At 39.4% G+C, this 24636-nt stretch carries 22 protein-coding genes; 12 read left to right on the forward strand and 10 right to left on the reverse strand.

Annotation, left to right across the window (positions count from 1 at the left end):
- The 4 genes from coaD to B1C82_RS11850 form a co-directional block, all read right to left on the reverse strand.
- Nucleotides 1-486: a pantetheine-phosphate adenylyltransferase gene (gene coaD, locus B1C82_RS11835; RefSeq protein ID WP_086447760.1), complete on the reverse strand. Its 486-nt coding sequence runs from the start codon at nt 484-486 to the stop codon at nt 1-3.
- Complete coding sequence (locus tag B1C82_RS11840; RefSeq protein WP_086447761.1) at nt 483-1694, reverse strand: argininosuccinate synthase; 1212 nt, start codon at nt 1692-1694, stop codon at nt 483-485. The genes coaD and B1C82_RS11840 overlap by 4 nt, the downstream gene beginning before the upstream one ends.
- An 88-nt stretch (nt 1695-1782) precedes the next feature.
- Nucleotides 1783-3363, reverse strand: coding sequence for a DUF2779 domain-containing protein (locus B1C82_RS11845; RefSeq protein ID WP_086447762.1), 1581 nt, complete (start codon nt 3361-3363; stop codon nt 1783-1785).
- A 48-nt stretch (nt 3364-3411) separates the two neighbouring features.
- Nucleotides 3412-4569 (reverse strand): ACP S-malonyltransferase, encoded by a 1158-nt coding sequence (locus B1C82_RS11850; protein WP_086447763.1) that lies wholly within the window; start codon nt 4567-4569, stop codon nt 3412-3414.
- A gap of 277 nt (nt 4570-4846) precedes the next feature.
- Between B1C82_RS11850 and B1C82_RS11855 the strand changes: the two genes are divergently transcribed.
- Genes B1C82_RS11855 through B1C82_RS11890 form a run of 8 tightly spaced genes read left to right on the forward strand, consistent with a single transcriptional unit; the run spans nt 4847 to nt 13022 of the window.
- Complete coding sequence (locus tag B1C82_RS11855; protein WP_086447764.1) at nt 4847-5779, forward strand: ABC transporter ATP-binding protein; 933 nt, start codon at nt 4847-4849, stop codon at nt 5777-5779.
- Nucleotides 5780-5782: 3 nt separating this feature from the next.
- Nucleotides 5783-6511: an ABC transporter permease gene (locus B1C82_RS11860; RefSeq protein ID WP_086447765.1), complete on the forward strand. Its 729-nt coding sequence runs from the start codon at nt 5783-5785 to the stop codon at nt 6509-6511.
- Entirely contained in the window at nt 6508-8445 is a 1938-nt protein-coding gene (locus tag B1C82_RS11865; protein WP_086447766.1) for a motility-associated ABC transporter substrate-binding family protein, read from the forward strand. Before B1C82_RS11860 ends, B1C82_RS11865 begins: the two co-directional genes overlap by 4 nt.
- Nucleotides 8435-9547, forward strand: a complete 1113-nt coding sequence (locus B1C82_RS11870) for a DUF4340 domain-containing protein (protein ID WP_086447767.1) — start codon at nt 8435-8437, stop codon at nt 9545-9547. The genes B1C82_RS11865 and B1C82_RS11870 overlap by 11 nt, the downstream gene beginning before the upstream one ends.
- Nucleotides 9547-10176, forward strand: a complete 630-nt coding sequence (locus tag B1C82_RS11875) for a hypothetical protein (protein WP_086447768.1) — start codon at nt 9547-9549, stop codon at nt 10174-10176. The genes B1C82_RS11870 and B1C82_RS11875 overlap by 1 nt, the downstream gene beginning before the upstream one ends.
- The gene (locus tag B1C82_RS11880) at nt 10173-11573 is read left to right on the forward strand and encodes a UDP-N-acetylmuramate--L-alanine ligase (protein ID WP_086447769.1); all 1401 of its coding nucleotides are present in this window, start codon (nt 10173-10175) and stop codon (nt 11571-11573) included. Before B1C82_RS11875 ends, B1C82_RS11880 begins: the two co-directional genes overlap by 4 nt.
- Nucleotides 11570-12595, forward strand: coding sequence for a phenylalanine--tRNA ligase subunit alpha (gene pheS / locus B1C82_RS11885; RefSeq protein WP_086447770.1), 1026 nt, complete (start codon nt 11570-11572; stop codon nt 12593-12595). The genes B1C82_RS11880 and pheS overlap by 4 nt, the downstream gene beginning before the upstream one ends.
- A gap of 1 nt (nt 12596) precedes the next feature.
- On the forward strand, nt 12597-13022 hold the full coding sequence (locus B1C82_RS11890; protein ID WP_086447771.1) for an acyl-CoA thioesterase: 426 nt from the start codon (nt 12597-12599) through the stop codon (nt 13020-13022).
- A gap of 38 nt (nt 13023-13060) precedes the next feature.
- Here the strand turns inward: B1C82_RS11890 and B1C82_RS11895 are convergent, their stop codons facing one another.
- Nucleotides 13061-13522: an SRPBCC domain-containing protein gene (locus B1C82_RS11895; RefSeq protein ID WP_234008285.1), complete on the reverse strand. Its 462-nt coding sequence runs from the start codon at nt 13520-13522 to the stop codon at nt 13061-13063.
- Nucleotides 13523-13655: 133 nt separating this feature from the next.
- Between B1C82_RS11895 and B1C82_RS11900 the strand changes: the two genes are divergently transcribed.
- Complete coding sequence (locus B1C82_RS11900; protein ID WP_086447772.1) at nt 13656-14453, forward strand: helix-turn-helix domain-containing protein; 798 nt, start codon at nt 13656-13658, stop codon at nt 14451-14453.
- A 31-nt stretch (nt 14454-14484) separates the two neighbouring features.
- Here the strand turns inward: B1C82_RS11900 and B1C82_RS11905 are convergent, their stop codons facing one another.
- From B1C82_RS11905 to B1C82_RS11925, 5 genes are all read right to left on the reverse strand, one after another.
- Nucleotides 14485-16839, reverse strand: coding sequence for an ankyrin repeat domain-containing protein (locus tag B1C82_RS11905; RefSeq protein ID WP_234008286.1), 2355 nt, complete (start codon nt 16837-16839; stop codon nt 14485-14487).
- Nucleotides 16829-17341: a TlpA family protein disulfide reductase gene (locus B1C82_RS11910; RefSeq protein ID WP_086447773.1), complete on the reverse strand. Its 513-nt coding sequence runs from the start codon at nt 17339-17341 to the stop codon at nt 16829-16831. The genes B1C82_RS11905 and B1C82_RS11910 overlap by 11 nt, the downstream gene beginning before the upstream one ends.
- Nucleotides 17342-17457: 116 nt before the next feature.
- A complete protein-coding gene (locus B1C82_RS11915; RefSeq protein ID WP_167373768.1) occupies nt 17458-17892 on the reverse strand; it encodes a hypothetical protein in 435 nt (144 codons plus the stop codon).
- 56 nt (nt 17893-17948) lie between these two features.
- Nucleotides 17949-19214, reverse strand: coding sequence for an acetyl-CoA acetyltransferase (locus B1C82_RS11920; RefSeq protein ID WP_086447775.1), 1266 nt, complete (start codon nt 19212-19214; stop codon nt 17949-17951).
- Between the two features lie 18 nt (nt 19215-19232).
- Nucleotides 19233-20543, reverse strand: a complete 1311-nt coding sequence (locus tag B1C82_RS11925; protein WP_086447776.1) for a 3-hydroxyacyl-CoA dehydrogenase family protein — start codon at nt 20541-20543, stop codon at nt 19233-19235.
- 400 nt (nt 20544-20943) lie between these two features.
- Here B1C82_RS11925 and amt point away from each other — a divergent pair, with 400 nt between their 5' ends.
- The 3 genes from amt to B1C82_RS11940 all read left to right on the forward strand — a co-directional run bounded on the left by amt (nt 20944) and on the right by B1C82_RS11940 (nt 24632).
- Complete coding sequence (gene amt / locus B1C82_RS11930) at nt 20944-23043, forward strand: ammonium transporter (RefSeq protein ID WP_086447777.1); 2100 nt, start codon at nt 20944-20946, stop codon at nt 23041-23043.
- A gap of 149 nt (nt 23044-23192) precedes the next feature.
- Nucleotides 23193-23459 (forward strand): hypothetical protein, encoded by a 267-nt coding sequence (locus B1C82_RS20750; RefSeq protein ID WP_010513955.1) that lies wholly within the window; start codon nt 23193-23195, stop codon nt 23457-23459.
- Nucleotides 23460-24632 (forward strand): RlpA-like double-psi beta-barrel domain-containing protein, encoded by a 1173-nt coding sequence (locus B1C82_RS11940; RefSeq protein ID WP_086447778.1) that lies wholly within the window; start codon nt 23460-23462, stop codon nt 24630-24632.
- Nucleotides 24633-24636 lie beyond the last annotated feature (4 nt).

The following is a 24636-nucleotide window of genomic DNA, read 5'->3' on the forward strand; positions in this document are numbered from 1 at the left end:
TTACTTGTGGTATAATTTTTTAAGTAATGCTTTGCTAACGTGTTCCGGCACTTGAGCGGATACATCCCGGCCATGTCTTGCCACTTCTTTTACGATTGTAGAAGATACGAACGAGTAGTCGTTTGAGGACATCAGGAAGATTGTTTCTACTTCCGGGGCGAGCTTTCTGTTCATTAGAGAAATTGCATATTCATAATCAAAGTCAGTGACTGCTCTAAGTCCTCTGATGATACTTTTTGCTCCTCTCTTTTTACAATAGTCCACTGTCAGTCCCTCGAAAGTGTCTATTTCTAGATTCTCCCAACCTTTGGTTGCTTCTCTGATGAATTCTATTCTTTCTTCGATAGAAAAAAGTAGACTTTTATTGGAGTTTACCGCAACACCTATGATCACTTTATCGAATAGACCTATGGACCTTTGGAGAATGTCCAAATGTCCTCTAGTTAAAGGATCGAAGGAGCCAGGATAAACAGCAATTCTTGTCATTTTTTTCGCAGCCTCGCAGCTTCTTTTGCAGGAAGTCCGTATAGGTTAATAAAACCTTCGGCATCTTTTTGATTGTATAGTTCTTCTTTTTCGAAAGTTGCCATTTCAGGATTATAAAGTGAAACAGAGGATTTTCTTCCAACGATAATGCAGTTTCCTTTATATAGTTTCACTTTTACGGTTCCGGTTACGAACCTTTGAGTTTCAGAGATGAATGCTCTTACTGCAGCCATTCTGGAAGAGAACCAATGTCCATTATAGATCAACTCTGCAAGTTCCACGGATAATTTATCTTTATGATGTTGTGTATCTCTGTCGATTGTGATGGATTCCAAATCTCTATGCGCGTGGAATAGGATGGTTCCACCTGGAGTTTCGTAAACTCCTCTGGATTTAATCCCTACTAGTCTGTTCTCTACTATATCCACTCTTCCGATTCCGTGTTTTCCTCCGATTGTATTTAGAGTATCTACAACTTCATAAGGATTGAGTTTTTTCCCATTTACTGCTACGCAATTTCCTTCAACGAAATCTAATTCCACGTATTCAGGAGAATCCGGTGCCTTCTCCGGAGAAACGGTAAGAAGGAACATATCTTCGTTCGGTTCTTTATAAGGATCTTCTAATATTCCACCTTCGTAGGAAACATGCATTAGATTCCTGTCCATAGAATATGGTTTGGAAGCTGTTACAGGTACTGGGATACCTTTCGTTTTTGCATATTCTATTAGGTCGGCTCTTCCTCCGAAAGACCAGGTCCTCCAAGGAGCTATAATTTCCTTTTCTGGAGCTAAGGATTTGAATGCTAATTCGAAACGAACTTGGTCGTTTCCTTTTCCGGTCGCGCCGTGAGCGAATGCATCTGCTCCTTCTTTTTTACCAACTTCGGCCATTGCTTTTGCGATCAATGGTCTTGCTAAAGAAGTTCCTAGCAAGTATCGCATCTCGTAGATCGCGTTTCCTTGGATGGCGGGATAGATAAAGTCCCTTGCGAATTCTAAACGAAGATCTTCTATATAAACTTTGGAGGCTCCGGTCTTGATCCCTTTTTCTTCCAGGCCTGTGAGCTCTTCTTTTTGGCCTACGTCTGCGGTAAATGCTACCACTTCGCATCCATAGGTTTCCTTAAGCCAGGTTAGAATTACGGATGTGTCCAATCCGCCGGAATATGCTAATACGATTTTCTTTATGTTCTTTTGAGCCGCCATTCTAAGGATAGGGAAATCGCTGGACCCCTCCCGACAAGTCCGATTTTGGTTGGAATTCCTCTATTAAGAATCGATCCGGAAGGATTTATTATAATTTTCCGGGCCAGTTTAACTTCTCCGCTAAGGCCCTAAGAATCAGGATCAAAGCAAAGGTATCCATCTTACAATAAGCTATCAGGTCGGACTCTACCCTCTTCTTTTCTTGATCCGATACATTTTCAGTTTTGATCCTTAAAAATTCGGAGTTAGCTATATGACCCGCATTGATTGTAAGTTCTTTGTAATTTGCTCCAGTAAGAACTGGAAGAACTACCTTTAAAGAAGTGGTTCCTTCTTGCGCAGGATGATAATAATCGTAATCCCAAAACGGTTTTGCTAGATCCGAAAAATCAGGCTCTATGGATTGGAACCATTCCTTATATTTTGGATAAGCTTGGATGGATTCTTTCAAACAGCGTTTTTCAAAACTATCGTTGAATGCAAGAATTGTCCCTCCTGGTTTGATTTGAGAAGAAAGTGATTCCAAGATACCAAGTCTTGGATCCTTATCGTGATCATCCAGATAAGTATATTCTTCCGGTGTTTCTTTCAGATCTTTTCGGATCACATGTAAAGAATATAAAAAAGGAACATGTTGGAATGGATGTGTATCTTTATAGAAGGGAACAGGCGGATTAATCGTTTCAAAATCCAAACAATATAAAGGAAATTTTAACTGATTCAGATAAGATAAAAGTGAATCTCTATCCAAATATTCTTTCCCGGTTTTTACAGCTTCTACTTGGATCTTTTGTCTATGAGTAAATTCGGAATCAGGTTCCACTTCGGATAAATTTCTGATTCCTTGATTCCAAAGAGTAAGGGTAAGTTCTTTTCCTTCTCTTAATGTAAATAGATCACCGGGAGGTGAATCTGAGTAGCAAGATTCAGGATGGATACAATTTCTAGGGTGATCGCAATGTTTGGAGAAGGTGATAGAAGGAATTTTATCTTTTTCTAATACTTCTAAAAGATTATAAGCCTTTTCTTTAGTGTCTTCCAGGTTCGCCAAAGTTTCCTTGCTGCAATCCTTTTTATGAAATAGTCGATTTGGATCTATTTCGGTTCCTGTGTATGAATATTCAGAACTTATCGTCCAAACTTGGGTGGAATATACTTTATATCCTGCTTCTTCCAATACCATTCTTATAAAAGAAAGTTCCGAGATATGAGTTCTTTTGGCAGAAGAAGAAGCCTTGATGATAATTGCCTGCAAACCTTCTTCTCCAGGAATTAAAAAGTCTGCCCTTGTATCGAAAAATTTTGTTCTAACACAAGCACCTTTGACAGGTTGTTTTGAATCTAGATAAGATCTAGTTTTGGAATCCTTGTATCCTGCATGTTTTGCATCTGGGAAAAGTTTACCTGCAATATCTTTGAGGAGTGATTTTTGTTTCGGAGAGATAAACTGATTGGAGATATCAAATTCATGATTCGGTTCTTTTAGAAATTTCCAAAATTGTAATTCACAGTATTGTCCTGTTTGGAATGCGGATCTTCCTAAGAGAGGAAGTTCTTTTTCTCTATAAGGAGCCAGAACATCGAATAGAAGTTTTCTTCTGAGTGTTTCCGGAAAGAGAAAAGACAACCGCCGAATCGAGGTTCTTAGTAATTTAGGAACCGAATCCATAGCGGAGTCTTTTCTTATCCGAAGGGAGAATTCCCTAGATCGGAAAGTTTAAGCCAGAAGTACCTTGATGTCTTTCGGGCTGGATGCGCTATAAATTTTGTTCTCAGAAGTACCCAAGTTTGCTTGAGTTAGTTTTTGAGAAACAACGCTTGGTCCAAAATCAATACCGACTAACTTAGGAGTTTTAACAAAAGTAGTCGTTGCTTTGTCCCAGTAAAGAGCTTTGATCAGAACCTCTCTGAATAGAGGTAAGGTGATGTCTGCTTCATTTTGGTAGTTTCTTCCATCAAAAATAGAATAAACTGGGATCTTTAGATCGGAACCTTTATAGCTGAATCCGATCCTTTCCATATCTTTTGGAACAGTCTTTTCAGTCTCGTCCATGATTGGGCAATGGAATGGTGCAGTAGTTCTTAAGTAGACGAATTTTACTTTTTTCTCATCCATCTCAGCTTTGAACTTTTTACGGAAAGCAAGAAGTGCTTCTGGAGTTCCGGAAACGATATTTGAATCAGGAGTATTGAATAGAGAAACATAAATCGCTTTAGTTCCGCTAAGTCCAAGTTCTGCGTTTGTGCTTTGAACTCTTTCTGAAAGTTCAGCGGCGCTGTAACCAATGACTGCAACCATTGGAGCAGGTTGTTTGTCTCCGATCTCTTCATTACCTTTTAGAACTTCTTCAGAAGGATTATAAACTCCGAAAAGTTCCTGAGCTCTGTATCCAAGATATAAAACGAATTTTAAAAATTTAGCGTATTCTTTGTAGAAGTCGGCGCCTTCTTTTCCTAAGGCGATCAATACAGCTGGAATAATCCCTTGGCTATGACCGGTCGCTCCCGCAGCATTTGCGATAAGCTCGGAAGTTGCGAAACCTTTGTTAACTAAAGAGACGTAATTTGCTGTTTGGGTGAGGAAGATACCTACGATAGAAACGGTCGCGCTGCAGAGATAATTTTCATCTGGAGCGGATTCTGGGTTTTTGATCCAGGATTCGAAATCATATCCTTGAGAGATGATATCTTTTCTTAAGCTAGGAACTTCTTCTGCGAGAGCTTTGAAAGCTGTATCAAACAATTCTTTTAAAGAAGGATCTGCTTCGTAAAGTTTAGAAAGTTCCTTCAACCAAGGAGAACCCTGGCCTCCGAATTGCAAAAATAGTTTATTGCCTTGAGCTTTTGCTTCGTTCAAAAAGTTTGCTACTGCCATACAATGCCTTGTTATAAGTCGTTAGAAGATGCTTTTCTTTCCTGCCTTGGGTTCGCAATTCTTTTTTAAAGAGCTTTTTCGTCCTGAATAGCGTTCGTAAAGAACGACCGTTCCATTAAACATCCGTTTATTCCCTTGAAATCTCTCAAAACCTTGTGGTTAGCTCCTTCTCCGGGAAAATGATTGACCTAGTTGGGTCCGCATGAGGTTATTCTTTCCGAAACCCTTCTAATTAGAAATATCTCCCAATCTCCGGTAGGACCGGACAGAAAACAATATGATAAAAGTAAGGAACCTTTCCAAATTTTACGGAGAGAAATTAGCCATTGATCGTCTGAATTTCGAACTCAAAGAGGGAGAAATTGTAGGATTACTTGGCCTTAACGGTGCAGGAAAAACAACTACGATCCGAATACTCACTGGTTACCTAATGGCAACCGACGGATTATGCGAGTTCAACGGACTTAACACATTCGAACATCCCATTGATGTAAAGAAGAAGATCGGTTATCTTCCGGAAACTCCTCCTTTGTATCCTGAATTGACTGTGAGTGAGTATCTCATATTCGCAGCTAGGATCAAACAGATCTCAGAAGAAGATGTTCCTTTGGAACTCAATCGAGTTTTAGGTCTTACCGATCTTACTCAAGTGAAGGACAAAGTAATCGAAACTCTTTCTCTTGGATTCAGAAAAAGAGTAGGGATCGCTCAGGCTATTTTAGGAAATCCTGAAATTATTATCATGGATGAACCTATCTCAGGATTGGATCCGAAACAAATAGTAGAAATTCGTAATCTAATTCATGGTCTTAAAGAAAAACATACAATCCTTCTTTCGAGCCACATACTTCCTGAAGTTTACAAAACCTGTAATCGATTCCTTTTCTTACATAAAGGAAGATTGGTATACCAATGTGATCGCCAGGAACTAGAAAGAGAGATGGAAAATCTCTCCGGTCTCGAAGTAACCTTATCCGGAAAATCCAGATCGGAAACTGAAACCTACTTGAATGGTGTCGCAAGCAAGTCAGGTGCGACTTTTAAATTTGTGGGAGAGGATTCTGTAGGTTCTACATTTTTAATCAACACTTCCTCAGAAAGAAAGTTTAAAGAAGAATTGTATTCCGGAATTTCTTCCTCTGGTATCCTGCCAGAATTTATTCGTAAGCAGGATGTGACCTTAGAACAAATCTTTATGAACAAGGTTTAATTCATGTTTCGAAATATTAAATGGATCTTCTGGAAAGAAGTCAGGGTATTTTTTGGTACCTATTTAGCTCCTTTGGTTTTAGGCGGAACTGCGTTTTTAAATTCATTATTCGTATTAATTTTGAATTTTAACTCAGGAACAAATTATACCGAAACCACAATTATCACTTTTATCTCTTTTATGAGTACGATGTTGATTGCGATGTTAATCGTTGCAATGGGCTCTATAACCGAAGAAAAGAATAGAGGAACGTTGGAGCTCCTATTTACTGCGCCGATTTCAGATATGGAGATCGTAATAGGTAAGTTTTTATTCGGAACCTTCGTTTGTGCGATTATCGCTATTGCAGTGGATGGACTTTTTCCTTTATTCTTGTATTTCTTTTGGAAAGCGCCTTTATATATAGTTGCTTCAGGAACGATCGGAGTATTCTTGCTCGGACTCTTTACTTTTGCAGTAGGTTTGTTTGGGTCTAGTTTGGGAAAAAACCAAATGATCTCTCTTCTGATTTCGATCGCAATTTTGTTAACTCTCTGGGTGATCGGATACTTCTCCCATTTATTCGATGCTGCAACTAGAAGTGTTCTGTTCCACTTGCATATATTCACTCACTTTATCAGTTTTTCGAAAGGAGTGCTCCCTTTGAGCAGTACCGTTTTCTTTATCAGCGGAACGATCTTCTTTTTGTATCTGACCGTAAAAGTTTTGGAATCTAGGAGATGGAGAGGATGAAATCAAATTTAATTTCCAGAATTCTATCCTGGGCATCTATTGTTTCTTTATTACTCTTTTTTCCTATCTATGAATCTTTTTCAAGTACGGGACTTAGATGGGCGACATCAATTTTAGTAATCTCTATCGTTGCTGGATCCGGATTCTTATCATATATAGGCTCCAAAAAAGAAGATAAAGAAATTAACTTACTCATCTCTTCAGGACTTGGGATCATTTCCTTAGGAATTTATTTTCTTAGAGTATATTTAGAAGATCTTTCTTTGCAAAAAGGTGGAACTGCACCTGTTTGGATCACAAACTTAAGAGAATTCCTTTTGGTCTTCTTGGTCCTTTTCGTATTAGGAAGTGTATTTCTAGGAATATTAAGAGAATGGGAAAGAAGTTCTTTCGAGAACCAATCCAGTCTTAAGGGAAGAAAACAAAGCCTTGTCAGGGATTTTTTCCTGGGAACAGGGATACTTCTTCTTATATTAATCTTAGCAAATTATATTTCTGTAATGAGAAATCATAATTTCGATCTAAGCTCTAAAGGAGTGCATTCCTTTTCTATCGAAGCTAAAAAGATCTTAAAAGAAATTCCAGAAGGTGCCGAAGTAGACGTAATTGCTTTTTATCCTCGCCCATTGGACAGCACTGCAAGAAACGCAGATGGAAGTTCTTCTTTAGCTTTAAAAAGAATTCGCCCGGATCTTGAAATTTTACTCAGCCAGATGACTTCTATTCATCCTGGATTCAAAGTAAAGTTTATCAACGCTGATGTTGAGTTGGATGAGATCGCTGAATTTGGCCAGGTTTCTAACGGAAATATTTTAATACGTTATCGAAAGGCTGGTGCAACAGCAGGGCCGTATCCTGAACAAAAGGTCGGAGTAAAAGATAAGTCCGAGTTAGAAGATCTGGAAAGAAGATTGGTCCAGGCTTTTATGAACGTGACTACTAAGGAACGTAAAGTTTATTTCACGGAAGCGAACGGAGAAAGATATTCCCAAACTTTCCAAAATCTTCCGAATGAAAAACTGGTTCGTTTTGCGGATGCATTATCTTTTCTGAATTTCAAATCTACTGGGATTGGTTTTCAAAACAATTGGCCTTCTAAGATTCCGGATGATGCGGAGTTTTTGGTTATTGCAGGACCTACTGTTCCATTCTCTCCGGAAGCAAGAGCTTCTATTTTAGATTTTGTTTTTAAGAAGAAAGGAAAACTTTTCATTACGATCGAGCAAAGGGGAGCGGAAAATTTCGATTGGCTCTTAGAAGAAGCTGGATACACTTTTGAGAAAGGAAATCTTTCACAAAGTCCAAGCAGGGCCCCTGGTTTGATCCTGACTAAAGCTTTTAGAGATCATGCAATCGAAGAATCTCTTTCTAAAAAAGATACAGGGATAGTATTTCCGTACGGAGGTTTTTTCCAACAGAAACCTCCTACAAATCCTGCTGATATAAAGCTAGATGCTTCTATCCTTTTGGAAACTGGTGGAGATGTTTACTTAGATAAGAACGGAAATGGAAAACAAGAGAAGGAAGAAGAGAAAAAAAATCTTCCGATCGCTTTGGTATTAAAGACCAAATCTGCTACTCCGGTTATTCCTTCTCCAGATCCGAATACGCCTCCTACTACTTTACCTGAAACAAAATCAGAAGACGAAGGAAGGATCGTGATCTACTCCGGAACTTCTTGGATCACGAATCAATATATTCCATACGAAGCGAACTATGAACTCGCCGGTGCTTCCGTGACTTGGATGTACCAAGACGTTAGTCTTCCTGCAATCGCTCCTAAAAAAGAAGAGATTGAAACAGTTTCCTTAACTGATGGGCAAAAAAGAGCAGTCTGGATCTTGGGAATGTTTTTATTCCCGGGACTAATTGCTGGCCTTGGTTCCATCTATGTGATTAAGCGTAAAAAGGCCGGACAGAAAGATGCGAAATAAACTCTATCTGCTCGGCGTAGTTGTCGTTTTACTTTTTCTGGCCTTCTTTCTTTTAGAAAAAACAAAGGAAGATGCTACAGAGATAGAATACTGGAAACTTTCTTTAGATCGTATCGAATACTATCCGCCCAGTGAACAATGGATAGAAAAAACCGGAGATAAATTTTATTCTAAACCTTTTACTATCTCAGTGAAAGAAGGGATCAAAAAGGGAGAAAAATTTTTTACAGTAATAAACAAAGATACTGAAACCGGAAAAGATATAGAATACGAAGGTGGTTATAATTCTGAAAACACTGTCAGGGATTTCGGGACTTATAGAGTAAAAGGTACGGAAGAAATTTTAGAAGGAATTCAAATCAAAGATTCCTTACAAGTTGGAGAAGATTCTCCTAAATTGGTTCTTTATTCTGGAAATGTCTCCAAAACTTTAAGGATCGGAAAAAAACATTCTTTAGGTTCTACTCGAGTGATCTTGCATGAAGGGCCGATCCGAAATATTCTAACTTCTTCTTCTTACCTATTTGATAGATTCCAAAAAGGTCCTCAGGACTTTCGTCAAAAAAGTATTCTGACCTTGAATAAGGAATATGTAAAAGAGATCTCATATATAGATGAAAATGGTACTTCTATCCGTATAGATAATACTCCTTACGAATCTAATGGTGTTAAAAAGAATTTTTGGCGCAGACTTTCGGGAGAGATTATTCTACTCGAACCAAAGTTAGGCGAAGATCTGTATAGATTTATGACCGGCTTAAAGGTAGAAACTTTTCCGGATGATGAGAATGGTGCGGGGTTTGGGATTGGAAATATTCTAGCTCCTAACGTGGAGAAGTCTGAATTCTCATTAGCGAGCGTGAAAGTTTTGATTTCTGATGGGAACGAGATAGTATTTCGTTTTCATAAGGAAACCAGCATAGGGGATAAAAAGTTAACTCCTGTGATCCGAATTATTAATTCTAATTTTAAAGAACCTCCGATTTATGTAGTGGCAAACGCGTTTACTCAAATCTCGACTGCGGCTAAGGCAATCAAGGATGCAAAAGCAATTGCAAAACCTGATAAGTCTAAACCTGCAAATACTTCTCGGAAAAAATAATGTTTTTGATCACGCCGAATTCAGAACTCACGGAAGTAGAAAAGTCCAAACTTTCACTCCTAGAGAAAATATTCAAAGCTCCTACGGAAGCTTTTGATCTATATCTCCGAAATGCTTCTTTGGGTAGAAAAGAACTATTAAGATTACATTATGCACTTTGGGTGCTTGCACCGGTTTCCAAGATTGCAGGAAATCTAATCAAAATAATTCTAGATCTTATCTTTGGAGATGAGGTGGATTTTAATCCGTTCTCCGGTGTTATCGCATCTCTTATCATCTATCCGGTTTTACTTTTGGTAGTTTCTCAGTATGATGTTGTCAGAGTCTTTTATAGAAAAGTGGACCGTACAAAAGGGGAAAACTACCCTGCTGCCGATGTTTTGACTCTGGCATTTTTGGCTTTCTCTGCTTCTTCCGTATTTTGGATATTGCCGAGCCCGATCAACTTGGGATTAATAGGAATTTCGTTTTTGTATTCTGTTTATCTTTCCTTTATTGGAATGAAAAGAGTAAGCGGAGTCGACTCTAAAGAAATTCTAATATTCTTTCTCTTTGGAAGCGCTTACCTTTTAAGTATTTCTTTAGTCTTTGTATTCATTTATAATATTATTAGGACCTTATTAAATTGAAAATCCATCTGATTGGGATAGGCGGGATCGCCATGGGAAATCTGGCTTCTATGTTAAGAAGTCTAGGTCATGAAGTTTCCGGCTCCGATGCAGGAGTGTATCCTCCAATGTCGGATAAATTGAAAGAGTGGGGGATCCCTTACTCAGAAGGTTTCGATGCAGAGAGAGTTAAGGGTAAAGATTTAATTGTAGTTGGAAATGCAATTTCCAGAGGAAATCCTGAGGTAGAAGAAGTCTTAAATTCTGGATTGGAATACGTTTCCATGTCTGCTGCATTAGAAAGATATATTCTTGCAGGTAAAAAAGTGGTAGTTGTTGCAGGAACACATGGAAAGACCACGACCACATTCTTAATCCATCACCTGCTTAAAGAAACAGGATTAAATCCTGGATTATTCGTGGGTGGAATTCGTAAGGATGGATTTCCAGGTTTCGAATTCACGAATGGGAATTATTTCGTAATCGAAGGTGATGAGTATGATACTGCTTTCTTCGATAAGGCCTCCAAATTTCTACATTATAGACCTACATATGCAGTGTTAAATGCATTAGATTTTGATCATGCAGATATCTTTAAGGATATTGGCGAGATCGAAACAATGTTCTCTAGGTTATTAAGACTTGTGCCTGGTAACGGAAAAGTTTTCTATTGGGCGGGCGCAGCAAATTTAAAAAGGATTTGTGGAGAAGCTTCCAAATTCGTTAAATCGGAAGCATTTGAATTTAATAAGAAAGATTCGATTCTCGCTTGGAGAAAGGGAGAATTATACTCTGGAGAGAGACTTCTCCGTCCTGGATTTTTCGGAAATCATAATTACAGAAATGCGGAAGTTGCCCTTAGAGTCTGCGAAGAGATATTAAAAAAAGAGAATATTCCTAAGGCAAAAGATAAGTTGTTAGATGCATTGGAATCTTTCCCAGGTGTAAAACGTAGACAAGAAATCTTATTCGAATCTGCAAAAAGTATCCTGATTGAGGACTTTGCCCACCATCCTGTTGCTGTCGAAGAAACGATCCGTTCTGTTAAGCAAAGATTTCCAGGCTTCAAAATTATAAGTTTATTTGAGCCCCGAAGTGCTACTTCTCATCGAAATGTTTTCCAAAAGGAATACTCTTTTGCGTTTAAGGGTTCTGCTGTGACCATGATTACCGAGATTTATAATCTTAAAAAGGTCTCCAAGGATTCCCGTTTGGACGTGAAAAAGCTGATCCTAAAACTTCCAAAACATTCAGGTACCCTTCCATTTTACTGTAAGGATCCTAAGGATCTGGTCCAGAAAGTTCGGAAAATCCTTCCCCAATTCGAGAAGGATAAAATCCTGATCCTAGCCATGTCCAATGGGGCTTTCGGCGGAATTTATCCTTCTTTGAAGGAATTGGTCGGATCTATAAAATGAATTTATCTGAAGAATTAGACAAAATTTTTGAAGAAGCAAATCGTTTGATCGGATCTTCCGTGGACGAAGCGGATCTCGACAAAAATAAGAATGAGTATTTGGGTAAAAAAGGAAAACTTACCTCAGTACTCAAAAATCTGGCTTCTTTATCTATTGAAGAAAAGAAAACTATAGGCCAAAAGGCAAATGACTTATCTAAAAGTTTGGAAGAGATCGTTTCCAAAACTAGGGAAAATCTAAAGACTAAAGGTTTTAGAGAGCAGTCAGAAAAGGAATGGTTCGATGTTCTTCGTCCTCAGGGAGAGAGCGAGCCAGGCACATTACATCCTATTACGAAAATTCAATATGAGATAGAGGACATTTTTACCTCAATGGGTTTCGAGATCTGGGATGGCCCAGAAGTAGAAACGGATTTTAATAATTTCGGCGCTCTAAATTTTACAGACGATCATCCAGCTCGGGACATGCAGGACACTTTCTATTTGGAAAATGGAAACCTTCTCCGCACACATACTTCTGCGATCCAAGTCCGTGCATTAAGAAAATTGAAACCACCTTTCAAGATCATTGGCCCTGGACGAGTATTCCGTTACGAAGAAGTGGACGCTTCTCACGAAACATCCTTCTATCAGATAGAAGGAATGGTGGTCGGAAAAGATATCTCTGCTGGAAATATGCTATATACGATGGAAGTCCTACTTTCAAAAGTTTTTGAGAAGGAAGTAAAGACTCGACTTAGACCCGGATTTTTCCCATTTGTAGAACCCGCATTTGAGTTGGATATCAATTGCCAGGTTTGCGGAGGAAGTGGCTGTTCCGTATGTAAACAATCCGGTTGGTTGGAGTTGATGCCTTGCGGTTTGGTGCATCCAAATGTTTTCAAATTGAACGGTTTAGATCCTAAAGAATGGACCGGATTCGCATTTGGACTCGGACTAGATCGATTGGTAATGATGAAATATGGGATCCATGATATCCGCTATTTGCATTCAGGCAATCTCAGGTTCTTAAAACAATTCTAATATGATTATCACTCCGATCCAAACCAGATGGAACGATTTGGATCCTTTCGCTCATGTGAATAATGCAAGATACATGTCCTATTTTGAGATAGGAAGAGTGGATTATTGCTCCAAGAAGTTCAATACAAAAGATATTTATGATGTCCCGTTCTTACTTGCAAGAATGGAAGTGGACATGCTTAAAGCTGTAGAACTTTTTCATCCTATAGAAGTTTGGACCAGCGTTTCTAAGATAGGAAATAAGTCTTGGGACTTTACATCTTTGATCCGACACAGTGAGACAAAGGAAATTTTTACTAAGGCGAAAACAGTCCAAGTATCTTACGATCATCGTAATAAAACTTCGATTCCGATCCCAGATTGGATCCGCAAAATTTTAGAAGGGGATTTGGAGAGATTCAAAGCCACTTTCGAAAAAGTAGATTGAATTCTCCGATTCAATAATCTAGAATCAAAGATAGATAATCAATCTTCTCCCATTGGAAGTTCCAAAGGTTTTCCGGTTTCTGCTAAACTTTTGATAGAAGATAAAACTCTGGCCCACCCTCCATCCGCAGAACGTTCATAAGAAGGATCTCCTTCTTTAATTTGATCGTTCACTAATTTTAACCTGGTCAGCTTACCGTACGGTTCTAAGGTATAAACTGTTCTGGACTCAAAGTTTTTGTAATGTTCTCCGTATACGGAGCCGACTAAAAGAGTCATAGATAAAATTTTATTCGGAACAATTTCTAAAATTTTTCCTTCCACATGAACTGTTCTGTCTCCTGAAAGTCCAGGGCCTATATAAGCGTAATTGCTTCCCGTTTTGAAATCGGATTCGATCCCACACCCGTGAAAAATTTTGCTACTTTCTTCTTTAGAAACTAAAATGTTCCAGACCTGTTCCGGTTTAGCTGCTATATAAATTTCAACTTTGATTTCCATAATTTCTCCCGAGGTTGATCCGATTGATCTTCTCTTATTTTTATAGAAAGAAGAATAGCAGAGCACTAAACAAAAAGATTGTAAAAACGCGACAAACAACTAGAATTTGGAAGAATAAATCCAGGGTTCTATCTTGAAAACAGACTTAAACAAACCAAAAGGAATCATCAAATCCTTCGCAGGAGAGAATTGGAGTTTAACAAGAAGCGCTCCTTCTCAGGATTTAAGTTTTTTCGTAGAACATTACTGGTCTGTTCGTTGGGACATGAGAGAATCCGGACCAAAGGTGCAAGAAAATCTTCCTCATCCTTCTGTTCATTTGGTTTTCGAAAAAGAAAATACCAAAATTTTCGGAGTAGTGAGCGGCAGATTTGCACAAAGGTTAGAAGGAGAAGGTAGAGTATTCGGAATAAAATTCAGGCCAGGTGCATTCTATCCTTTTTATAAAAAATCAGTTTCGGAGATCACAGATAAAACAATCCGAATCGAAGAAGTTTTTGGAATTCCCACAAAACCATTGGAAAGAGAAGTATTCGAATTGGAATCAGAATCCCAGCTTGTGCAGTTTGCAGAAAATTTTTTATATGAAAGGCTTCCTGAAGAAGATGAGACGATTACTTGGATCAATGAGCTGACCGAAAAAGTTTCGAACGATAGATCTATCTTGAAAGTAGAAGATATGGTCAAACTTTCAGGAATGAATAAACGTTCTTTGCAACGTATCTTCAATCAATATGTGGGAGTTGGTCCTAAATGGGTGATCAATCGATATAGAATGTTCGAGATCTTGGATCGAATTACCAAAGATACAGACTGGGTTGAGTTAGCTTTGGAGTTGGGATATTTTGATCAGGCTCATTTTATAAAAGATTTCAAAAGAATGGTTGGTAAAAGCCCTGAAGAATATTCTAAAAGTATTTCAGGCTTTTAAATAGACCTGGAAATTTTAAGAAGCCTCCGCATTACTCTACACAATTGACTTGGCATTCTGCCCCTGCTTTTTTTAGAATTTTTACAATGTTCGGATTTTCATAACGATTCTTTTGGACTGCCCAATCCATAGGAGTCCAGCCAATATTATCTTTTTCGTTTACTCTTGCGCCAGCTTGGATCAAAAGTTTTAAAGATTCTGGATCTCCGCTTTCTGCAGCTTTATGAACAGGCGTCCAGCCCTCGTCGTTCTTCAAATTCAGATCCGATCCTCTTTGTAAAAGTAATCTTGTAATATCAGGGAATTGAACGGCTAGATGTAAAGGAGTCATTCCATCATTTCGAGTTGCGTTCGGGTCTGCTCCAGATCTTAAGAACAAAGTACATAATTCATAAAATCCATGAAGAACAGCTCTATGCAAAGGAGTTTCTCCTTCTCCATTTTTGGAATTCAACTCTGCACCAATCTGCAAAAGGAATGAAGATACCTCATAAAATCCGAAACCTGCAGACTTATGCAAAGGAGTATTATCTAAATAATCTTTTGTATTTGGGTCTGAACCTTTTAACACGAATCGATTGATATCATCTATCTTTCTTTGGCGCACAGATTCGAAAAAATCTGAATCTAAGTCTGGATCCGTTTTTATGGAATTTCTTAAAATTTTTAAAGAGTCAGGGCTGATCAGGATCGTATCGCTTTCCGCCAATCTTTGTGCCGCGTTTTTGCCTGAATCTGAATGGATCGAATTCGGATTGGCTCCTAACTTAATGCAGGTATCTACTTGGGTTTTAGATTTTTTATCTATTCCTTCATGGAGAAGAAGGTTTGCTCTTTCCTGATCGAATAAATTTTTACCGACTTGAGGAGCAGCCTTAGTCCGGAAATGATTGAAATATTTTATCTGCTCTTCTGAAACAAATTCAGATCTAGCTAAAATTTCAAGGATCTGTTTGAAACCTTCGTCTATTTTTTCTAGATGATTTTTTTGACGATCAGGATCCGATTCCAATGCTTCCGCAAGAAAAGATTTTTCCAAGCTTTGGTATAATCCAGAAAGTTTACTTTGTAGATAAGATCGTCCTGTAGTTTCGGAAGTTAGGATCTTTCTTTCTACTCTTGATTTCAATGCAGAAGATTCAGGTCCGGATTTTAATTTGATAAGCTCGCTGCGAACAGATCGATAATTCAAAATAGCACCTGTGAAATCAAAATCCGCGTAAAGCCTGTCTCCCTCTTTCTCTTGAAGACCAAAGACCAGAAAATTCAGTTTTTCAATACGATCATCCAATGCTTTTTCAAATTCAGACAATCGAAAGGAAGAAGGTGTTTTAGTAGTATATTCCTTTTTTAGATCTGTATACTCTTCACTTAATTTTTTTAAAACAGAGATCTCTCCTCCTTTCCCCGCAGATAAATCCATTGCGGAAAACTTATCTTTATATATTAAAAAATATGAATTTGATATTTTCCCTCGGATGTTTTTTAGATAATCGGACATCTCTGTTTTGGATCTTTCCGAAAGCCTTTGCTCTAAAGCGTTTAATGTATCCCCATATTCTAGAATGGATTTCTCATAGAGTTTTTCTTTTACTAGATCATCTGCCTTGGAAAGTTTCGGCCTAATTGTCTCGACGAAATTTTTAGCGCCTTGGTCTTCTATTTTGAAATTTAGAACATTGATCTCGCCAGTTTTATCGTCTTGGCCCTTAAAGCTGGGAAATTCTACCTTCTCCACCGAACCTGGAAATGCGGCTGCAAAATTGATTGCGTATCTTGGATCAATTAGTTTGCGCCCGGCTTCTGAGGAGTAGTAATCTATTTGGTATTCCGGAAATTCTAGATCAAAAGAGGCCTTGATTGTATAGGTTAGCGCAACCGAATCTCTTTTTTGAGATCTTAAATTGATCTTAAACCCTTTATTCGTTTGGAAAATTGTCCCCGAGATCAACTCATCTGCATCGATTGCATCTGCAATTTGTTTCATACAGATCTCGTCGCTACAGTTTAACTTTTGATTCAATTCTACTTGTTTTAGAAGCGCGGCTAAGGAGTCGTCGTCCGCGATGTTAAATTTTCCTTCAAAATTTTTTAATATAGAATTGATGATCCCGTTTCTAAATCTGCTTTCTAAGTATTTGGGAACTCCATTCTCTAATTTAAGTTTATGGATATAGATCTTCTGGACTGAGGTTTCTTTAGAAAGAAGTTCGGCGCTGAAAAGAAATAAAATTAATAGAACGCAAGTAATTATCGAAATTCCTTTTTTAGTAGGAGCTACTACAAAACGAAGATTAGAAAAAGTATTTTTTCTAGGAATTCCAACATCAAAAGATTTCCATTGTAAGTTAGTCTTAAAAAGAAATTCCAAAGGATTATCTCCCATTTTCCAGAATAGAAATCAGTTTGGACCAGTTTTCCTTGGTGTATCCATATTCTTTAAATAGTACTTTTTTCTTTTGAATCACTACGGTTGTAGGAGTTCCGGGAAATTCTAAAATTCTCATACTTGTCTGAAGACTATCAAAATATAGAGAAGCTTGTTTTTTGATCCCAAGTTCGTTTGCCAGTTTGGATACAGAATTAGGATCATCTCCTACAAAGATAATCCAAAGATGCAGTTTTCTTTTTTGATGAGAAAAGTTCCATTTTTTAGAATATTCTAATAGGTCGGGCACCTCTTCTTTACAAGGAGGGCAGTCGGAACTGGTGAAATTTAGGACTACCAGGTCTTCTTCCGAGATTTGTCCGAGTTCTTGGTATAACGTTTTTCTTTCTAGATCTAAGGAGTATAAGGGAAAGTTTTGGATCTCATTTTGATCCTTGGGACCAGCGGATAGACTTCCGAATGTAAACAGCGAAATTAGCACCCAAAGGATCGTTTTCATACAAAAACCGAAAAAGGATCTCCCTTTTACAAATTGGACCCGGGCTAGGTCTGATTTACTCCCTGAGTTTCAGAATTTGGAATGAAGTTATAGAAATGGCGAACGAAACGAGTCTGTTAATCTTCTTCGCTTGTGAATGTAAAAACGAGAGAAGCTAATATACTTAGAACGGATTGATAGAATACCCAAAGCCAAATCAGTTTTACAGGAAAGGCACCAGTGAATTGAGAGATTGCTAAAGCTGGAGCTACAAATGCGGCGATAGAAAAACAAATCCCAGTAAGTAGTCCACCTAGAAGCCCGTAAGGTAGTGCTGGTCTAACAAGAGATGCTAATATTCCAATGAAGAATACTTCTAAGAGGTCTGCAACGATTGGTCCGATCCAAAAAACTTGTGACATTGGAACGAAGAAGTTCTTTAAGTTTGGATCAAAATAGAAAGTAGAGAATAATAAAGTTCGAAGGGAAACTGAGGCTACTTCCCAAATTCCAAGAGCTACGAAGAACCTAAGTAAGAATTGATTCCAATCTTTTGCTGTGCGTAAACCCATATAAACGAAAAGCCCGGACTTGCCGGGCTTTTCCATTCTTTTTTTGTAGTAGGAAATTATTTTCCGACTACAAACACGTAATTGGTAGTAGCTGATCCGCCGATATTGAGCATCAACCCATTCTTAGCGCCTTCTACTTGGTAATCACCTGCAGTTCCAGTAACTTGTTTGTAGATGTCTAACATCATTCTAACACCGGACGCTCCAACAGGGTGTCCCGCTCCGATTAGTCCACCGGATGGGTTGATCGGTTTTTTACCATGGAAGTCGATCACTCCGTCTTCGATTGCTTCATGTTCTTTACCTGGTTGAGTGATCCCGAATGCGGAGATTGCTGCATACTCAGAAGAAGTGAAACAGTCGTGAGTTTCGAAAACGTCGATGTCCTTAGTGTTCATACCGGAACGATCGAATGCATCTTTAACAGTTTGGCGAGTCCAAGGAAGAACCCATTTGTCACCTTTAGATTCAGCAACTTTCGCTTCGAAAGTGATTGGAGCAACTCTGTGTCCCCATCCTTTGATCTTAGGATAAGCAGAAAGTTTAGTTCCTTTTTTCTTAGCGAATTCTTCTGCGTAATTCTTATTAGCAAGAACTACTAACGCAGCGCCGTCAGTTACCTGAGAACAGTCGGTGATTGCAAGACGTCCACCCACTGCCATATTGAACTCTCCACCTCTTGAGTTTGCATGTTCGTTGTTCATGAACCAAGAGCGAGTTTGAGCCTTAGGGTTACGTTTTGCGTTTGCGTAATTGATTCTGGAAATTTCCGCAAGAGCTCCCATATAACGTTTTTCATCTAACTTATAACGTTCTAAAAGAACGTCTGCGAGTTTTCCGAAAAGTTTAGGGAATGGGAATTGAACTCCCTTTGCTTCTTTTTCGTAATAAGCTGCGGTTCCTAAGAAGTCTCCTCCAACAGAGGAAGAAACTGTCTTCATGATCTCCATACCAACAACGATCGCTACATCATAATCTTTAGCGCGAAGTTTGGTTTGAGCTGCATCAAGAGCAACAGATCCAGAAGCGCAAGCTGCTTCGTAACGAGCGCCTGGAACTCCAAAGAAACAAGGATCTACTTCAGTTAAGAAAGCGCCCAAATGTCCTTGGACTGCATATTGTTCCGCGTCGAAGTTTCCGATGAAAACACCGATACGATTTTGTTTGTTTAACTTTTTGATTTCGTCAGGAGTAAGACCTACTTTTTCTAGTCCGTCTTGAACGGCTTCCCTGAACAAGGACATGAAGGTCTTTCCTTCTTTAGTCCAGTTACGTTGGAAGTCTGTTTGTTCTCCGCCGAGTACGTAAACTGCATCTTTCATGTAATCTTTCCTCCCTTATTATCCTTTAAAAAGAGAACGAGCGTCTAAAATATCTTTCAGTTGATAGAAAGGTTTTCCCGCTTTCGCTTTTGCCAATACTTCCGGAACAGGAAGTTTTGCTTTAGTGATTAGACTGATTGCTTCCTTAGGACCGCCTAAGAAGTCTACGAATGCAGAAGCAGGTGCCCAGTTAAATCCAGTTCCCATTGCAAGGTCGCTCATTTCTTTAGTATCTACAACTTCTCCCACGATGGAAAGAGAGTAGCTTACGTAACGAGCGATAAAGTAACGAGCGATATCTGCTTCCAGACCTTTCGCTTCTTTTACGATATTCATTGCGCCGATATAATCAGCCTCGCCTATCCTGCTGTTAGCTGCTTTGATAAAAGGAATATCAAATTTAGGGACCGGAACAAACAGGTCACCTTTGATATCGTAATATAGTTTTTCCTTTTTGCCGTCAGGAGTTTTGGTCATTTTGTAAAGACCTTGTCCGGACTTTCTTCCTAAGTCACCTTTATCGATTAACTTTTGGAAATAACCAGGAAGTTTGAACGTAGAATGTGCAGCATCTTTAGTCATCTCATAGAGGTTGTCTACGATTGCTTTATGAACATCCAAACCAACGAAGTCGGCAGTGTCTAGAGGAGCCATTGCTCTTCCGGTATATCCACTCATGATTGCGTCGATAAGTGCGATACCACCTTTGTCGGAATACTCTTCCGCTTTGATAGCAGCTTCATTGATCAACTGGAATCCGATTCTGTTACCTGCGAATGCTGGAGTATCATTCGTATAAACTACAGCGCGGCCTAGAGTTTTATCCAGATACTCGCCAAGTTTTTTGGTAACTTTCTTATCATTTCCTGCGTGAGTTACTAATTCACAAAGGATCATTTTATACGGAGGGTTGAAGAAGTGAGTTCCGTAATAATGTTTTTTACCGTCTTCGTCGAAAGCATCTGCTAGACGAGCGATAGAAAGACCGGAAGAAACAGTGGATACGATAGTGCCCGGTTTACGAGCTTTCGCGATCCTTTTGTTGATCGGTTCTTTTACTTCATAACTTTCTGCAACAAGCTCGAAAACCCAATCGGATTCGGAGACTGCTTTTTCCAGGTCTTGGTCATAAGAACCAGGAATTAATCTAGGACGGATAGTGTCCGTTTTGATGGAAGAAATAGCTTTTTCGATCCCTTCTTTAGCCTTGTTTACGTCACGGGCTAACATATGGACTTTTGCCTTACCGAAGGCTGCTACGATAGCTGCGGATCCGGCGCCCATTGTCCCATTTGCGCCAAGAACGGTTACGGTTTTGATTTCCCTCATGGAATTATACCAACATCTCGGTTTTTTAGAGTTAAGTCCTTGTTTAAAACAGGCTTTTTAGAGGGAAAGGCTTTTTTCTCCTTCGAAGCGCCTGCTTTAGCCGTTATCTATAAGACTTTGTAGAACGGTCGTTACGTTCGAAATAAACACTGTTCTTCAGAAAAATCGAATTTTCTATCAAAACCTGAGAAGTTTTGGGTTTTGAAGAAGGAGCCATGTCCTCTTTAGAACGTAGAACTCACTCAAGTGAGGGGTGGGTTTCTGGGCAATTATCATCCTTCTTTGTTACATTATCCGAAGGTTTCCCGCTTGCCTCTTGTTAGATTAGAATAAAATGATTCCGATAATTTACATTGATAAGCGAAACAGTTAACAGGAATCATTCGGGGGAACCTTTTCTATGATCTTAGAAAAGAGCTTATTAGATATACTTTGGGTCTTGGTATGTTCAGGACTGGTGCTAATCATGCAAGGTGGTTTCCTTGTATTAGAATCTGGACTTACCAGAGCAAAGAACTCCATTAACGTTGCTATCAAGAACGTGGCGGACTTCGGAGTAGCTACTCTTCTTTTTTATACATTCGGATTTGGACTCATGTTCGGAGTCACATGGAACGGACTCATTGGAACTTCTTTATTTGCTCCTGTGTTTCCAGAAGGTAAGGCTTGGCCTCCTACCTTCTTCTTATTCCAACTAGTTTTCTGTGGAACTTCTGCGACTATAGTTTCAGGAGCAGTTGCAGAAAGATTAAAATTCCATTCTTACCTATTTGCAACCGCTCTCATTTCAGGGGTGATCTATCCGATCGCCGGTCATTGGTGTTGGGGAGGAAGTTTAACAGATGAGAATCATGGTTGGTTAGCCGCGAGAGGATTTCACGACTTCGCTGGTTCCACTTTGGTTCATAGCGTGGGGGGTTGGGTATCACTTTCACTTCTTCTTATCGTAGGAGCAAGGATAGGAAGATTTCCGGAGAATGAACCACCTAAGGCTGTGACCGGAAGTAATTTACCTATGGCGATGTTAGGTGGAATTCTTCTTTGGTTCGGATGGATGGGATTTAATGGGGGAAGTACTTTAGGTTTTAACGAAAAAGTTCCGGGCATTATACTGAATACGATCATCTCTTCCGGATTCTCTCTCATGGTTGCTATGTTGGCTGCGTGGTTGATCAAAGGATTTCCAGAAGCGACTGCTCCATTGAACGGATCTTTGGCTGGATTAGTTGCCATCACCGCAGGAGCGGATTGTTTTACTCCAATTCAGTCCGCCATCATAGGTAGTATTGCGGGTTCCTTTGTTCTTCCTGCGGAAAAACTTTTAGAAAAATTGAAGATAGATGATGCAGTGGGAGCTATCCCTGTCCACTTGATCGGAGGAATTTGGGGAACGATTGCTGTAGGAATTTTTGGCGATCTGAACCTGATTGGGCATAATGTAACAAGGTCCTCTCTTATTCTCACTCAGTTATTGGGAATCCTTTCTGTAGGAGGATTTGCATTCGGACTTTCTTTGCTGATCTTCTACCTAATTAATAAATTTTTCCCGCTCCGGGTGGATGGGGACGAAGAAAGAATGGGGCTGAATATCTCCGAGCATAAAGCAACGACGGAGCTGATCGACCTATTCTTAGCTATGGATTACCAGAGAAAAACTGGGGACCTTGCAGTGGATGTTCCTGTTGAACCATTTACAGAAGTGGGCCAGATTGCGGAACGTTACAATCTGGTCTTAGGAACAGTACGTTCTACACTTGCAGACAATGAGAAAGCAAGGGTAGAGATTGCAGATGCTTATGAAAAGGTGCGTATCGAGCAGGATAAGGCCGAAAAATTACTTCTGAATATTCTTCCGGGTTCTATTGCTCAGGAGTTGAAGTCGAACACGGGGCTAATTGCAGATAGTTATCCGAATGTTTCTATTCTTTTTGCGGATATCGTTGGTTTCACTAAACTTTCTGCAGTGATGAGACCCGAGTCCGTAGTACGCATCTTAAACGATGTATTCTCTCATTTCGATATTCTGGCAGAAAAATACGGTTTGGAGAAGATTAAGACCATCGGAGACGCGTATATGGCGGTTGGAGGCCTTCCTTTACCGAATGAAGCACATCCTTTGCTTGTAGCTCATATGGCTTGGGACATGAAGGAGCTTCTTTCTAAATTCAAACTCAAGAAAATGGGTACTAAACTGCGTATGAGGATAGGAATTAATACTGGTCCAGTAGTTGCCGGAGTCATCGGAACTAAAAAATTCATCTACGATATCTGGGGAGATGCAGTAAATCTAGCGAGTCGTATGGAATCTCATGGTGTTCCGGGAGAAATTCAGGTCACAGAATCCACTGCTGAACTAATTAAATCCGATTTTGCGTTAACAGAAAGAGGAGAGATCAAGGTGAAAGGAAAAGGTTTAGTCAAAACCTTCTTAATTAGCCATCGACTTCGCTCTCCTGAAGAGAGATTTACCGATCTAGGATACTCATTCAGTGCAACTTAAGATAGAAATGAAACATTATGAAATGTTTTAGATTGCTTTAACGAAAGAAAATGAAAAAAGGTTTTACTCTTTTGGCTGTAAGTCTTACGAGTGGAAATTTACTCTAGGAATAACGGAAAGATTCCCCAGATACAAGGAGTATCTATACCATGGTAGCTAAGAAGAAAGCAAAGAAAAAAGCCGCACCTAAGAAGAAAGCGGCAAAGAAGAAAGTAGCGAAAAAAAAGGTCGTTAAAGCCACTAAGAAGAAAGCAGTTAAGAAGAAGTCTGCGCCTAAAAAGAAAGTAGTTAAGAAAAAAGCTGCTCCAAAGAAACCGGCGCCTCGTCCTGCTGCTCCAGTTGCGACCCCAGAACCTACGCCTGCACCAAGCCTGTTCCCAACTGGCGGTTCCAGCGAAGGAGAGAGCAATATCTAATTGCTCTTTTTTCTAAAGAAACTGGTCCCGCTCCCTCTTGGGAGCGGGATATTACTCTACCTTCTACTCTTATCCTTATTCTCCAGTTCCCAATTCAGCCAAAACACTCCACCAGTTTACGCAAAAGTACTCTGCCTTAACTCTCCGGAGGGTTGTGAATGTAAGTTTCCTGAAAAGGAACATGGCATCCGTGTATTTCACGGAGAAGCAGTCATTTTAGAAGATCCATTTACCAAGTCAGAAACTTCTAAGATACGTCGCTCTAAAGAGTCATGCATTTATCCAAGGACCAATTTGAAACCTTTGGCATACCAACATGCATTTCGACCCATGCAGACGTCTCTGGATCATTCTCCTAAGCCTTTAGAAAGATTTCTCTCCCAAGAAGACCTGGAACGTTTGTCGGAATTCCAACCAACGAGTTTGGGAGCTTATTATCCTACGTATTATCATTTGGCTTTGGAAGAAGCATTTCCTGGAACGGAAGTGGCAGCATATTCTCCTTCTGGAAAAGAAATTGGCAGAGCATCCGCTACATTTCTAGAACAAGTACGCTGGGAAGGTTCCGGCATCGCAAAAGATGGTAAGAAATACCATTTCGCCGGAGAAGGAAAATACGAACTCTATGATCTAGAATGGGGTTGGGGAGCAGGATATAATTACCAAGTATTTCCATACCGCACCTTGGCCGTGAGTTTTAAGGATCTATGCGAGAAGATCGGAACTAGAATTTCTTCCTGCAATAAATCCAAGGTGATCGGAACGCTCGCTTTCATTCCTAAGATCAAAGACAAAAAGATCAAAATGCAGAATGGAAAGTACCATGATGGGTATTTTTGCCTAAACGATACAGGATCACCTTTATATATCCGAGATGATAGGGTAGATATGTTTGTAGGAGTTCACGGAGGTGGAAGTCCTTACCAGCCTCAGGAACTTTCCAGAAATCTGTTTTTAGATGCAGGAATTACTCCTCTCTACCCTTCCGATTGGAAATTATATAGCTCCGAAAAGGAAAGATTTTGGTGTTCTAAGGAAAAACTTCCTCGAAATCCTTTTTCTCCTTCTGAATCCGAATGCAAATTGGATTATCATGCCCAGGCTCCTGAAAAAGGAATGGAGATGAAGATATTTTTCCGCAAGGATGGGAGTCTGGTCCGTTGCAGGACTTGATATA

It is taken from the genome of Leptospira venezuelensis (assembly GCF_002150035.1).
Taxonomy (GTDB): domain Bacteria; phylum Spirochaetota; class Leptospiria; order Leptospirales; family Leptospiraceae; genus Leptospira_B; species Leptospira_B venezuelensis.